We start from the raw sequence: 12400 nt of genomic DNA, 5'->3' as shown, positions 1-12400 counted from the left end.
CCGCGCCCGTCTCGCGGCAGCGGGGTGCCGCCCTCAGCCCGCGCCGCGCGCCGCCGCGACGAAGGCGGCGATCCGCGCCGGGTCCTTCACCCCCCGCGCCTTCTCGACGCCGGAGGACACGTCCACCCCCGGCGCGCCGGTGTGGCGCAGCGCCTCGGCGACATTGTCGGGCGTCAGCCCGCCGGCCAGGAGCCAGGGGCGCGGGATCGGCCGGCCCGCCACCAGCCGCCAGTCGAAGGCGGCGGCATTGCCGCCCGGCAGGCTGGCGCCCGGCGGCGGCTTGGCATCCAGCAGGAAGCGGTCCACGGCGGGGGCATACTCCGCCAGCAGCCCCAGGTCGGCCGGCTCCGCAATCCCCAGCGCCTTCATCACCGGGATGCCGAAGCGGGCCCGGATCCCGGCGGCGCGGGCCGGCTTCTCCTCGCCATGGAGCTGGATGAGGTCGAGCGGCAGGGCGGCCAGCACCGCCTCCAGCAGCGCATCCTCGGGGTCCACGAACAGCCCGACCCGCAGCGGCCCGCCCTCTCCCCCCCTCGGCGCGCGGCCGGAAAGCTCCGCCGCCGCCGCCGCCGTCACCGCCCGCGGCGAGGGCGGGTAGAAGACGAAGCCGATGAGGTCGGCCCCGGCCGCGACGGCGGCATCGAAGCCCGCCGCATCCTTCACCCCGCAGATCTTGACGAGAGTCACGCCGGTAGGCTCTCGGCGATGGCCTGCGCGGCCGCCGCCGGGTCGGCGGCCCCAGTGACGGGGCGCCCCACCACGATCCAGTCCGCCCCGGCCGCGACGGCCTCGGCCGGTGTCGCCGTCCGTGCCTGGTCGCCCGCCGCGCTGCCGGCCGGGCGGATGCCCGGCACCACCAGCAGCGGCCGCTCCCCGAAGGCATCGCGGATCCGCGCCACCTCCTGCGGGGAGCAGACCAGGCCATCCGCCCCGGCATCGAGCGCGAGGCGCGCGAGGCGCAGCACCTGCTGCACCGGCCCGCCGGCCACGCCGGTCGCGGCCAGCGCCGCGGCATCGATGCTGGTCAGGACCGTGACCGCCAGCAGCACCGGCCGCGCCGCGCCGGCCTTCTCCGCCGCCTCCCGCGCCGCCCCGATCATCGCCCCGCCGCCCGCGCCGTGCAGGGTCAGCATGGCCGGCTTCAGCGGCAGCAGGGAACGCACGGCGCCCGCGACCGTGTTCGGGATGTCGTGCAGCTTGAGGTCGAGGAAGACCGGCGCCACCGCCGCCATGGCCCGCACCGCATGCGGCCCGTCCGCCATGAACAGTTCCAGCCCCAGCTTCAGCGCGCCGCAATGGGGCGCGAGCGCGGTCGCCAGCACCTTGGCCCGGGCGGGGTCGCCGGTGTCGATCGCCGGGATCAGCCGGGCAGCGGGCGTGGTGGGGCGGGCCAGCATGCGGTCACGCCGCCGAGCGGTGCATCGGCACCAGATTGGTCCCGGCCCGGGGCGGCACGGGGCCGACGCGCTTCGCCGCGGCGGCGCGATGCTCCGCCAGCTCCGCCTCCATCACCCGCGCCGCCTCCTCCATCCGCCGGGCATGGCGGCGATCCGACAGGCCGGCCGCCCAGGTGATGGCAGCGCCCAGCAGGAAGCAGACGGCGCCGATCACCAGCACCGCGACCGAGAGCGGCGCGACCCAGGCCAGGTCGAAGGGCCAGAGGCGGAGCGAGACCTCCTCCTTGTTCGACAGGCCGAACAGCACCAGCAGGAGGAGCAGCGGCAGAAGCAGGATCCAGCGCATCGGGGGTCCTTCCGTCGAACGGGGCGGGTCGGCCATGCCTACAACCGGGGGCCGCATAAGGAAATGGCCTGCGAAGGGCGCTGCCGCCCCAAAGCCCCGTCAACACGGAGGCAGGGCCGCCAATTCCCCGGGACGGGTCAGGGGAGGATCGATCCGTCGCTCGACCGGAACCCGGAGCGGGGATCGATTCGCCGGCGTGGCTTGGCTGCCTGCGACCGCCCGATGGAGCCCGTGCCCGCCCCCGGACCGCATCCTGCGGCGACGGGACAGGCACGCCGCCGGGCATGCGCCTGGGCATTCACGCCCGGGGCGGTCTGCGTCAGGCCTCCACCTTCGCCCGCGCCGGCCGCCCCGTCGGCTGCGGCTCGCCGCCATTCACCCGCTCGCGCAGCTCCTTGCCCGGCTTGAAATAGGGCACCGCCTTGCCGGCCACCGGCACCGCGGCGCCGGTGCGCGGGTTGCGGCCCGTCCGGGCCTCCCGCTTCTTGGCCGAGAAGGCGCCGAAGCCGCGCAGCTCCACCCGGTCGCCGCGCGCCAGCGCGGCGGTGATCTCATCGAAGATCGTTGCCACGATCAGTTCGATATCGGGCTGGCGGAGATGGGGGTTCTCCGCCGCCAGCTGGGCGATCAGCTCGCTTTTCGTCATCACCGCGAATCCCGGGGAGGGGCCAGACCCAAGCGCTCGCCAGGGCTCAGCGCGAAGGCTGCCAGAGCAGTCGGAAACCGTCAACGCCAAGCCATTCTGAAACAAGGGTTTTCGCCAGCCCGTTCCAGGCCGCGCCGATCAGCCGCTCGGCAGCGCCCCGCAGTTCCAGGTCACGCACCGGCAGGTCCTCCGGCACCTGCTTCTCGGCCGCCAGCCAGGCCCGCGCCTCCCGCTCGCCGCCGATCGCGTCCACCAGCCCGGCGGCCAGCGCCTGCCGGCCGGTGAAGACGCGGCCATCGGCCAAGGCCCGCACCCGCTCCTCCGGCATCCGCCGGCCGGCGACCACCATGCCGACGAACTGGTCGTGCATGTCGCGGATCACCCGCTCCAGCTCCGCCCTTCCCTCGGGCGAGAGGGGGTGGAAGGGGCTCGGCTGGTCCTTCAGCGCGCCCGAGCGGATGGTCTCCACCCGCAGGCCGAGCCGCGCCAGCAGTTCGGAGACATCGGGCGTCTGCAGCAGCACGCCGATCGAGCCGGTGACGGTCGAGTCGCGCGCGAAGACCCGCTCCGCCGCGATGGCCGTCATGTAGCCGGCCGAGGCCGCGGTGCCGCGCAGGACGGCGACGACCGGCTTCTTCTCCCGCAGCCTCACCAGCGCATCGTGCAGCATCTCCCCGCCGCCGACGCTGCCGCCCGGGCTGTCGATGGAGACGATCACCGCCCGGGCGGAATCCTGCTTCGCGAGCTTGTCGATCGCCTCCGCCAGGCGCCGGTCGTCGGAGATGAAGCCCTCGACCGGCAGGCGGACGACATGGCCGCGGCCGAGGCGGTCCGGCAGCCCGCCATCCGCCAGCCAGGCCAGCGCGCCGGCGAGCAGCAGCAGCACGGCGAAGGCGCGCCAGAGGGCGAGGCGGCGCTTGAGGCGCCGGCGGTCGATGAGGAGGTCGGTTTCGAGGGCCATGCCATGCTCCGGGTTGGACCGGATGTTGGGGTTGGGAATCGCCCGCGCCAGTGGCCTGGCCGGTCCGCGACGCCGGCCGGAGGCACCGGGGACGGCTGATGCCCTCCGGGCCCTGCCTCCCGTCCAGACCGCCGGGCGGAGGGCACAAATCGTTGCGCGCGGCATCTCCGGAATGCCGGGGGACCGATTCCGGCGGAACAGAAGGGAGCAGCGCGAGATGAATTCCACCTGCAGGCTTGGGGGGCTTGCCCTCGTCGTGCTCGGCCTGGCGGCCTGCGAGCCGTCGCGGCAGACCGGCCCGCTCGCCACACAGCCGACCGGCACGGCCGAGTCCCTGCTGCGCCAGCAGCAGTTGCAAAACATTCAGCAGGACCGCAGCCGCGCCATGCAGAACCCGACCGTGACCGATGTGAGCCCGGGCGCCGCCGGCATCCAGCGCGCCCCGACAGGCGGCACGGGCGGCACGGGCGCCGGCGCGCCGGTCGAGGTCAGCCCGGGTGTCGGCGGCATCACCCGCGCCCCGGGCATCGGCGCCCCGACCCGCTGAGCCGATCGCCCCTGGCGCGTCGACCCCAGGCGGCCGGTCTCGCCTTCGGCGCGGATCGACGCTCCGGGCATGAAAAAAGGGAGCGGACCTCGCGGCCCGCTCCCCCCTTCGATGGCCCGGCCCGGAAGGGCCGGATCCTACTCCTCGCCGGCCATCTCGCGGCGGCGGCGGATCGCCGCGCCGAGGATGTCGCCCAGCGACGCGCCGGAGTCGGTCGAGCCATACTCCTTCATCGCCTCGCGCTCCTCCTCGATCTCCTTGCCCTTGATGGTCAGGGAGAGGCGGCGGGCGGCGCGGTCCACGGCCACGACCTTGGCATCGACCTTCTCGCCGACGGCGAACTTGTCGGGGCGCTGGTCGCCGCGGTCACGCGCCAGCTCGGCCCGGCGGATGAAGCCGGTCAGCACGTCCTCGACCTTCACCTCGATGCCGTTGGCCTGCACCTGGGTGACCACGCAGGTGACGATGTCGCCCTTGCGGACCTTGTCCAGCACCTCGGCGGCCGGGTCGGCCTGGAGCTGCTTGATGCCGAGCGAGATGCGCTCCTTCTCGACATCGACGTCCAGCACCTTCGCCTTGACGACGTCGCCCTTGTTGTAGCGCGTCATCGCCTGCTCGCCCGGCTCGTCCCAGGAGATGTCGGACATGTGGACCATGCCGTCGATATCCGGGCCGATGCCGATGAAGAGGCCGAACTCGGTGATGTTGCGGATCTCGCCCTCGACCTCGGAGCCCGGCGGATGGGCCTCGAGGAACAACTCCCAGGGGTTGCCCTGGGCCTGCTTGAGGCCGAGCGAGATGCGGCGCTTCGGCTCGTCCACGTCCAGGATCATCACGTCGACCTCCTGCGAGGTGGCGACGATCTTGCCGGGATGGACGTTCTTCTTGGTCCAGCTCATCTCGGAGACATGGACCAGGCCCTCGACCCCCGGCTCCAGCTCCACGAAGGCGCCGTAGTCGGTGATGTTGGTGACGCGGCCGCTGAACTTGGCATTGACCGGGTACTTGATGGCGACGCCATCCCACGGGTCGGCCATCAGCTGCTTCATGCCGAGGCTGATGCGCTGGGTCTCGCTGTTGAAGCGGATGACCTGCACCTTCACCGGCTGGCCGATGGTCAGCGCCTCGGACGGGTGGTTGATGCGGCGCCAGGCGATGTCGGTGACGTGCAGCAGGCCGTCCACGCCGCCGAGGTCCACGAACGCACCGTAATCGGTGATGTTCTTGACCACGCCGTCGAGGACCATGCCCTCCTTCAGGCCCTGGATGAGCTCGCTGCGCTGCTCCGCCCGGGTCTCCTCGAGCACCGCGCGGCGCGACACCACGATGTTGCCGCGGGCGCGGTCCATCTTGAGGATCTGGAAGGGCTGCGGGCTGCCCATCAGCGGGCCGACATCGCGCACGGGGCGGATATCGACCTGGGAGCCGGGGAGGAAGGCCACGGCGCCGCCGAGATCGACGGTGAAGCCACCCTTCACCCGGCCGAAGATGGTGCCGTTGACGCGCTGCTGCGCCTGGTAGGCCTTCTCGAGGTTGGTCCAGGCCTCCTCGCGCCGCGCCTTCTCGCGCGACAGGACGATGGAGCCGTCCCGGTCCTCGTAGCGCTCGACGAAGAGCTCGACGACGTCGCCGGGCTTCACCTCGGGCTTCTGGCCCTGCGGCGCGAATTCCTTGAGGGGCACGCGCCCCTCGCTCTTCAGCCCCACATCCACGACGGCGTAGTCGTCATCGATGCGGATCACGCGGCCGGAGACGACCGAGCCGGCGAAGCCGGTATCGGCGCCGAGCGTGGCATCGAGCAGTGCGGCGAAGTCCTCGGACCCCGCATCCTGGGCGAGGCTGGTGGCGGTTGCCATGTAGCGGTCTGTTCCTGGGAAGCCTGCGGAAAGCAGGCAAGCGCCCTGCGCCCCCGACGCGGTCCCGGGCCGATGCCTGGGAGGACGGGCACGACTTGGTCCGACACCTGCCCTCCCGCAGCGGGAGCGGCCAAGGCGTCCGGCGACCCTGTGCAGAGGCGGCGTATCGGCCCGCCCGTTACCGGTCCGTCCCACGGGCAGGCCGGCATGCCGCCCCCCGGAACACGAACGCCGCGGCCCCCCTCAGGCACGCAGCCGAGCTTGGCTAAGCCTTTGGCCCATGGGCGTCAAGGGGAATCACGCGGCGTCGCCCAAAGGGTTATTGCGCTGCGGGAAGTTCGCCCAGTCGTTCCCGGAGCAGCGCCATGGCGGCGGCGAAGGCGGCCTCCGCGTCCAGCTCCGTGGTGTCGAGAACGGCGGCATCGGCGGCCGGGACCAGCGGGGCGACCGCGCGCTGGCGGTCCTGCGCATCCCGCGCCTGCAGTTCGGCCAGCACCTGCGCCGGGTCGGCGGCGGTGCCGCGGCCCTGCAATTCCAGGAAGCGGCGGCGGGCGCGCTCCTCCGCGCTCGCCGTGACGAAGAGCTTCACCGGGGCCTCGGGGAAGACCACCGTGCCGATGTCGCGGCCATCCAGCACGGCGCCGTGCCGGCGGCCGAATTCCCGCTGCCAGTCCAGCAGGGCGGCCCGCACCGCGGGAATGGCGGCGACGGCGCTGGCGGCCATGTCCGCCTCCGGCCCGCGCAGGTCGGAGCGGGCCAGGTCCGCCGGGGTCAGGTTGCGCGCCGCGGCCGCGGCCGCCTCCGGGTCCCTCGGATCGGCGCCTGCATCCAGCACGCGGCGCCCGGTGGCGCGGTAGAGCAGCCCGGTATCGAGATAGGGCAGCCCCAGCGCGGCGGCGAGGCGGCGGGCCAGCGTGCCCTTGCCCGCCGCGGCCGGGCCGTCCACCGCGATCACCATGGGCCTGTCGGTCGGGATCACGCGGGCCCCCGGCCGCTCGCGCGCCCGGCCCCGCCCGCGATCCGGTCGATGCCGCTCATGCCGGGCCGATCGCCGCGCCGCCGGCGGCGCGGTTCATCAGGGCGGAGAAGCCGGGGAAGCTGGTCTCGATGAAGGCGGCATCGTCCACCGCAACCGGGGAGCGCGCGGCGAGGCCCATGACCAGCGCGCTCATCGCCAGGCGGTGGTCCATATGGGTCGCCACCGTCCCGCCGCCCGGGATGGCGCCGCCGGTGCCCTGCACCAGCAGGTCGTCGCCCTCGATCCGCGCCGCGATGCCGTTCGCCGCCAGCAGGGCGGCGGTGGCGGCCAGCCGGTCGCTCTCCTTCACCCGCAGCTCCGCGAGGCCGCGCATCCGCGTCTCGCCCTCTGCCGCCGCCGCGGCAACGGCGAGGATCGGGTATTCGTCGATCATGGAGGGGGCGCGGCCGGGCGGCACCTCCACGGCGTGGAGCGGGCCGTATTCGGCGGTGATGTCGCCCACCGGCTCGCCGCCCGCGACGCGGGCATTCTCCACAACCAGCCGGGCGCCCATTTCGCGCAGGGTCGTGAAGAGGCCGGTACGGAGGGGGTTGAGCCCCACATTCTCCACGGTGACGCGCGAGCCGGGGACCAGCAGCGCCGCCACCAGCAGGAAGGCGGCGGAGGAGGGGTCGCCGGGCACGAGAATGGGGGCCGCCGTCAGCTCCGGCTGGCCTTCTAGCTCGATCAGCCTCCCCTGCGTCAGGTCCTCCACCCGGACCGTCGCGCCGAAATGCCGCAGCATGTTCTCGGTATGGTCGCGGGTCCGCTCCGGCTCGATCACCCGTGTGGTCCCGCGGGCGCAGAGCCCGGCCAGCAGGCAGGCCGATTTCACCTGGGCGGAGGCGACCGGCAGGGTGTAGTCGAGCGGCAGCGCCTCCGTGGCGCCGCGGACCGCGAGCGGCAGCCGCCCCCCCTCCCGCGTCCAGAAGGACGCACCGGTGGCCGAGAGCGGCTCCGTCACCCGCTTCATCGGCCGCTTCCGGAGGGAGGCGTCGCCGGTCATCACCGCGAAGATCGGGTGGCCCGCCAGCAGCCCGCAGAGCAGCCGGGCGGCGGTGCCGGAATTGCCCATGTCCAGCACATCGGCCGGCTCCACCAGCCCGCCCACGCCGCGGCCTGCCACGCGCCAGGATCCGGGGGCCAGATGCTCCACCTCCGCCCCCAGCGCCCGCATCGCGCCGGCCGTGCGGAGCACGTCCTCGCCCTCCAGCAGGCCGGTGATCTCGGTGGTGCCGACGGCCAGCGCGCCGAACATCAGGGCGCGGTGGCTGATCGACTTGTCGCCGGGGACGGGATGGCGGCCGGAGAGCCCATGGGCGGGCGCCGCGGCACGCAGCGGTTGCAGGGCGGCGGGGTGGGCCATGCGGCGCGTTTGACATGGGCGATGCCGCGTGGCAATCGGCCAGACCGTTTTTTGGCCACCCATGCGCCGCCGCGCCGCCGGGGGCGCGCGGGGTGGTCGCCCTGTTCCCGCGCCGGGATCCCAAGCGGGTCCGGGCGCGGGCGTCAGCGAATCTGCGAGGCTTCACCCCCATGGCCAAGCCCGAACTGGGCCTCAAGCGCGTCTGCGTCGCCTGCAGCACGAAATTTTACGACCTGATGCGGGCGCCTGCGATCTGCCCGAAATGCGGCACCGAACAGCCGGCCGAGCAGCCGCGCCTGCGCCGCGCCGCCGGCGCCCTGCCGGTGGACGAGAAGCTGAAGAAGCGCTCCGCCGCGCCGGAGGCGGATGCCGACGATGTGGAGCTGGAAGATGTCGAGGGCGACGAGGCGGTCGAGGACGCCGAGGAGCTCGAGGATGATGCGGACCAGATCGGCGACGAGCTGGAAGTCGAGGCCGACCGCGACGAGGAAGGCTGAGGCCGGAGCCGGCGCCTGACCATGGCGCCGGCCCCCGCGCTCGCCCTCACCCGGCTGATGCTGCGGGATTTCCGCAGCTGGCCGGCGCTGACCGTCCCCTTCCGCAGCCGCATCGTCCTGGTTGCCGGCCCGAACGGGGCGGGCAAGACCAACCTGCTGGAGGCGATCAGCCTGCTCGGCCCCGGCCGCGGGCTGCGCGGGGCGAAGACGGCCGAGCTCGGCCGCCAGGCCGGGGGTGCCCCCCTCCCCTGGGCCGCCGCGGGCCGGTTCCGGGACGCCCATGGCGGGGAGTTCGACATCGGCACCGGCACCCCGGATGGCGGCCCGCCGGAACGCCGCACCTTCCGGCTGGACGGCGTCCCGGTGCGCTCCCAGGCCGTGCTGGCGGAGCGGGTGGCAGCCGTCTGGCTGACCCCGCAGATGGACCGGCTGTTCCAGGACGGTGCCGGTGACCGCCGCCGCTTCCTCGACCGCCTGGTCTGGGCGCTGGAGCCGCACCACGCCCGGGAAGTGGCCGCCTATGACAACGCCATGGCGCAGCGGAACCGGCTCCTCGCCCAGGAACGGCGGGAGGGGCTGCGGGTGGACCCCGCCTGGCTGGCGGGGCTGGAGGATGCCATGGCCCGGCATGGCGTGGCCGTTGCCGCTGCCCGCCGCGGGCTGGCCGCGCGGCTCAACGCGACGCTGGCCGGCGGCGTCACCGGGGCCTTCCCGGCGGCGCGGCTGGACCTGCAATGCCCGGTTTCGGCCGCGCTGGACAGCGCGCCGGCGCTGGCGGTGGAGGATGGGCTGCGGGCCGACTGGGCGGCCTGCCGCGGCCGGGATGCGGCGGCGGGGGCCACCCTGACCGGGCCGCACCGGGCCGACCTGCTCTTCACCCATGCGCCGAAGGACATCCCGGCCGCGCTCTGCTCCACGGGCGAGCAGAAGGCGCTGCTGGTCGCGGTGGTGCTGGCCCATGCCGCCTTGATCGCGAGTGCGCGAGGTTTCGTCCCCCTCCTGCTGCTGGACGAGGTGGCGGCCCATCTGGATGCCCCGAGGCGGGAGGCGCTCTTCGCCGCGCTGGCCGCCCTGCCGGCCCAGGCCTTCCTGACCGGGACCGATCCCGGCGTCTTCGCCCCCCTTCGCGGCCTTGCCGAGGCGCTCCGGGCTGCCCCCGGCGCACTCGTTCCGGACGCAGATTTTCCCGTGCCGTAAGCTCCATGAATCCCTATATTGGGGCGTGTTTCCCGCCGTGATGACCTGAGGAGTATGCCGCCGGCATGAGCGACGCAGCCGCGCGCGCCGAATCCACCCCGCCTGACCAGAACGGGGCCGATTACAACAGCGCATCCATCACCGTGCTCCGGGGCCTCGAAGCCGTGCGGAAGCGCCCGGGCATGTATATCGGCGACACCGATGACGGCTCCGGCCTGCACCACATGGCCTTCGAGATCATCGATAACGCCGTGGACGAGGCGCAGGCCGGCTATGCCACGCGCGTCGAGGTCACGCTGAACGGCGACGGCTCCGTCACCGTGCGCGACGACGGCCGGGGGATCCCCGTCGACATCCATGAGGAGGAGGGCATCAGCGCGGCCGAGGTCGTGCTGACCCGCCTCCATGCCGGCGGCAAGTTCAACCAGAACTCCTACAAGGTCTCGGGCGGGCTGCACGGCGTCGGCGCCGCCGTGGTCAACGCGCTGTCCGAATGGATGCAGGTGCGCATCTGGCGCAACGGCCAGGAGCACTTCATCCGCTTCGAGCATGGCGAGGCGGTGCAGCCGCTGAAGGTCGTCGGCCCCTCCGAGGAACGGGGCGGCACCGAGGTCACCTTCAAGCCGTCCAGCGGCACCTTCACCAAGGTCGAGTACGACTTCGCGGTGCTGGAGCGGCGGCTGCGGGAGCTTGCCTTCCTCAATTCCGGCCTCGCCATCGCGCTGAAGGACGACCGCCACGTCCCGGCGCAGGAGATCTTCTTCCAGTTCAAGGGCGGCCTCACCGCCTTCGTGGAGTGGCTGGACCAGGGCAAGGAGCCGATCTTCCGCCCGCCCATCTCGGTCGTCTCGAAGGAGCAGGAGGGCATCCGCGTCGAGCTGGCGATGTGGTGGAACAACAGCCCGCGCGAGGTGGCGCTGTGCTTCACCAACAACATCCCGCAGCGCGACGGCGGCACCCACCAGGCCGGCTTCCGCCAGGCGCTGACGCGCGTGGTGATGAAGTATGCCGAGGATCTCGCGAAGAAGGAGAAGGTCGAGCTCTCGGGCGAGGACATGCGGGAGGGCCTGACCTGCGTGCTCTCCGTCAAGGTGCCGGACCCGAAATTCTCCTCCCAGACCAAGGACAAGCTGGTCAGCTCGGAAGTCCAGCCGGTGGTGCAGATGGCGGTCGCCGACGCGCTCTCCCACTGGTTCGAGACGCATCCGAAGGAAGCCAAGAACGTCCTGGAGCAGGTGGTGCTCGCCGCCGCGGCGCGGAAGGCGGCGCAGCTCGCGCGCGAGAGGGTAGGGCGCAAGAACGCGCTCGACATCTCGACCCTGCCCGGCAAGCTCGCCGACTGCCAGGAGAAGGACCCGAGCAAGTGCGAGCTCTTCCTGGTCGAGGGCGACTCGGCAGGCGGGTCCGCCAAGCAGGGCCGCAACCGCGCCTTCCAGGCCATCCTGCCGCTCAAGGGCAAGATCCTGAACGTGGAGCGGGCGCGCGTCGACAAGATGCTGTCCAGCGCCGAGATCGGCACGCTGATCACCGCGCTCGGCACCGGCATCGGGCCGGGCGACCCGGCCAAGGGCGGGTTCGACGCCAACAAGCTGCGCTACCACCGCATCGTCATCATGACGGACGCGGATGTGGACGGCAGCCATATCCGGACGCTGCTGCTGACCTTCTTCTTCCGGCAGATGCCGGAGCTGATCGCGCGCGGCCACCTCTACATCGCCCAGCCCCCGCTCTACCGCGCCAAGCGCGGCAATGACGAGCGCTACCTGAAGGACGACCGGGCGCTCGAGGACTACCTGCTGGAGAAGGCGATCGCCGGCGCGACGCTGACGCTCGGCGACGGCCGGGCGGTGACCGGGGAGGCGCTGCGTGCCGAGGCCGAGACGCTGCGGCAGGTCACGGCGCGCATCCGCCGCCTGGCCGCGCATGTCCCGGTCGAGATCGTGGAGCAGGCGGCCGTCGCCGGCGCGCTGACCATGGAGGCCGAGCGGGCGACCGGCGCCGCCGCGGCCCTGGTCGCACGGCTGAACGCCCTCGCCCTGCCCTCCGAGCGGCACTGGAACGCGGCGCATGGCGAGGGCGGCCTGCAGCTCTGGCGCACCGTCCGCGGCGTGATGGAGCGGCATGCGCTGACGCCGGTGGCGCTGCGCAGCGCCGAGGCACGCTGGCTGGATGAGCGGCGCGAGGTCCTCGCCCGCGACTTCGGCGAGGGCGCCCGCCTCGCGCTGGATGGCCCCGAGACCGCGGTGCAGGGCCCGGCCATGGCGCTGGAGCGCATCCTGGCGCAGGGCCGCAAGGGCCTGACCATCCAGCGCTTCAAGGGCCTGGGCGAGATGAACCCGGAGCAGCTCTGGAAGACCACGCTCGATCCGGCGGTGCGCACGCAGCTGCAGGTGAAGCTGGGCGATTCGGAGGATGCGGAGAATGTCTTCTCCACGCTGATGGGCGACGTCGTGGATCCGCGCCGCGAGTTCATCGTCGAGAATGCGCTGAAGGTGGCGAATCTGGACGTCTGATAACGACCGGCAGACCTCCTGACCTCTGCCGGCCCGTATCGCGCGCCAGGTTGGCG

12 protein-coding genes are annotated in these 12400 nt (G+C 73.0%); 4 read left to right on the top strand and 8 right to left on the bottom strand.

What is annotated here, in order from left to right; genetic code table 11:
• Positions 1-33 precede the first annotated feature (33 nt).
• The 5 genes from LHA35_RS00590 to sppA all read right to left on the bottom strand — a co-directional run bounded on the left by LHA35_RS00590 (position 34) and on the right by sppA (position 3350).
• Positions 34-687, bottom strand: a complete 654-nt coding sequence (locus LHA35_RS00590) for a phosphoribosylanthranilate isomerase (RefSeq protein ID WP_226603140.1) — start codon at positions 685-687, stop codon at positions 34-36.
• Positions 684-1397 carry an orotidine-5'-phosphate decarboxylase gene (pyrF, locus tag LHA35_RS00585; protein ID WP_226603137.1) on the bottom strand — a complete coding sequence of 238 codons (714 nt, stop codon included), beginning with the start codon at positions 1395-1397 and terminating at the stop codon, positions 684-686. The genes LHA35_RS00590 and pyrF overlap by 4 nt, the downstream gene beginning before the upstream one ends.
• 4 nt (positions 1398-1401) lie before the next feature.
• Positions 1402-1743, bottom strand: a complete 342-nt coding sequence (locus LHA35_RS00580) for a LapA family protein (protein WP_226603134.1) — start codon at positions 1741-1743, stop codon at positions 1402-1404.
• Between the two features lie 319 nt (positions 1744-2062).
• A complete protein-coding gene (ihfB, locus tag LHA35_RS00575; protein WP_226603132.1) occupies positions 2063-2389 on the bottom strand; it encodes an integration host factor subunit beta in 327 nt (108 codons plus the stop codon).
• A gap of 46 nt (positions 2390-2435) precedes the next feature.
• Positions 2436-3350: a signal peptide peptidase SppA gene (sppA, locus tag LHA35_RS00570; RefSeq protein ID WP_226603129.1), complete on the bottom strand. Its 915-nt coding sequence runs from the start codon at positions 3348-3350 to the stop codon at positions 2436-2438.
• 217 nt (positions 3351-3567) lie between these two features.
• Here sppA and LHA35_RS00565 point away from each other — a divergent pair, with 217 nt between their 5' ends.
• Entirely contained in the window at positions 3568-3897 is a 330-nt protein-coding gene (locus LHA35_RS00565) for a hypothetical protein (protein ID WP_226603128.1), read from the top strand.
• Between the two features lie 137 nt (positions 3898-4034).
• On the opposite strand, the gene rpsA is transcribed toward LHA35_RS00565, so the two are convergent.
• The 3 genes from rpsA to aroA all read right to left on the bottom strand — a co-directional run bounded on the left by rpsA (position 4035) and on the right by aroA (position 8137).
• Complete coding sequence (gene rpsA / locus LHA35_RS00560; RefSeq protein WP_226603126.1) at positions 4035-5753, bottom strand: 30S ribosomal protein S1; 1719 nt, start codon at positions 5751-5753, stop codon at positions 4035-4037.
• A gap of 319 nt (positions 5754-6072) precedes the next feature.
• Positions 6073-6711, bottom strand: a complete 639-nt coding sequence (gene cmk, locus LHA35_RS00555) for a (d)CMP kinase (RefSeq protein WP_226603506.1) — start codon at positions 6709-6711, stop codon at positions 6073-6075.
• A 76-nt stretch (positions 6712-6787) separates the two neighbouring features.
• A complete protein-coding gene (aroA, locus tag LHA35_RS00550) occupies positions 6788-8137 on the bottom strand; it encodes a 3-phosphoshikimate 1-carboxyvinyltransferase (RefSeq protein WP_226603123.1) in 1350 nt (449 codons plus the stop codon).
• A 170-nt stretch (positions 8138-8307) separates the two neighbouring features.
• On the opposite strand from aroA, the gene LHA35_RS00545 reads away from it, so the two are divergent.
• The 3 genes from LHA35_RS00545 (at position 8308) to gyrB (ending at position 12344) form a co-directional block, all read left to right on the top strand.
• Positions 8308-8634, top strand: coding sequence for a TIGR02300 family protein (locus LHA35_RS00545; RefSeq protein ID WP_226603121.1), 327 nt, complete (start codon positions 8308-8310; stop codon positions 8632-8634).
• Between the two features lie 21 nt (positions 8635-8655).
• Positions 8656-9831, top strand: a complete 1176-nt coding sequence (gene recF / locus LHA35_RS00540; protein ID WP_226603120.1) for a DNA replication/repair protein RecF — start codon at positions 8656-8658, stop codon at positions 9829-9831.
• Positions 9832-9896: 65 nt separating this feature from the next.
• Positions 9897-12344: a DNA topoisomerase (ATP-hydrolyzing) subunit B gene (gene gyrB, locus LHA35_RS00535; RefSeq protein ID WP_226603117.1), complete on the top strand. Its 2448-nt coding sequence runs from the start codon at positions 9897-9899 to the stop codon at positions 12342-12344.
• The last annotated feature ends 56 nt before the right edge of the window (positions 12345-12400 follow it).

This window comes from Roseicella aerolata, from assembly GCF_020523605.1.
GTDB lineage: Bacteria > Pseudomonadota > Alphaproteobacteria > Acetobacterales > Acetobacteraceae > Paracraurococcus > Paracraurococcus aerolatus.
This window is presented reverse-complemented; position numbering and strand designations above follow the sequence as displayed.

Coding starts and splice junctions, on each gene's coding strand:
- LHA35_RS00545 (WP_226603121.1), top strand. CDS start 8,308: ATGGCCAAGCCCGAACTGGGCCTCAAGCGCGTCTGCGTCGCCTGCAGC.
- sppA (WP_226603129.1), bottom strand. CDS start 3,350: ATGGCCCTCGAAACCGACCTCCTCATCGACCGCCGGCGCCTCAAGCGC.
- aroA (WP_226603123.1), bottom strand. CDS start 8,137: ATGGCCCACCCCGCCGCCCTGCAACCGCTGCGTGCCGCGGCGCCCGCC.
- gyrB (WP_226603117.1), top strand. CDS start 9,897: ATGAGCGACGCAGCCGCGCGCGCCGAATCCACCCCGCCTGACCAGAAC.
- cmk (WP_226603506.1), bottom strand. CDS start 6,711: ATGGTGATCGCGGTGGACGGCCCGGCCGCGGCGGGCAAGGGCACGCTG.
- ihfB (WP_226603132.1), bottom strand. CDS start 2,389: ATGACGAAAAGCGAGCTGATCGCCCAGCTGGCGGCGGAGAACCCCCAT.
- recF (WP_226603120.1), top strand. CDS start 8,656: ATGGCGCCGGCCCCCGCGCTCGCCCTCACCCGGCTGATGCTGCGGGAT.
- pyrF (WP_226603137.1), bottom strand. CDS start 1,397: ATGCTGGCCCGCCCCACCACGCCCGCTGCCCGGCTGATCCCGGCGATC.
- rpsA (WP_226603126.1), bottom strand. CDS start 5,753: ATGGCAACCGCCACCAGCCTCGCCCAGGATGCGGGGTCCGAGGACTTC.
- LHA35_RS00580 (WP_226603134.1), bottom strand. CDS start 1,743: ATGCGCTGGATCCTGCTTCTGCCGCTGCTCCTCCTGCTGGTGCTGTTC.
- LHA35_RS00565 (WP_226603128.1), top strand. CDS start 3,568: ATGAATTCCACCTGCAGGCTTGGGGGGCTTGCCCTCGTCGTGCTCGGC.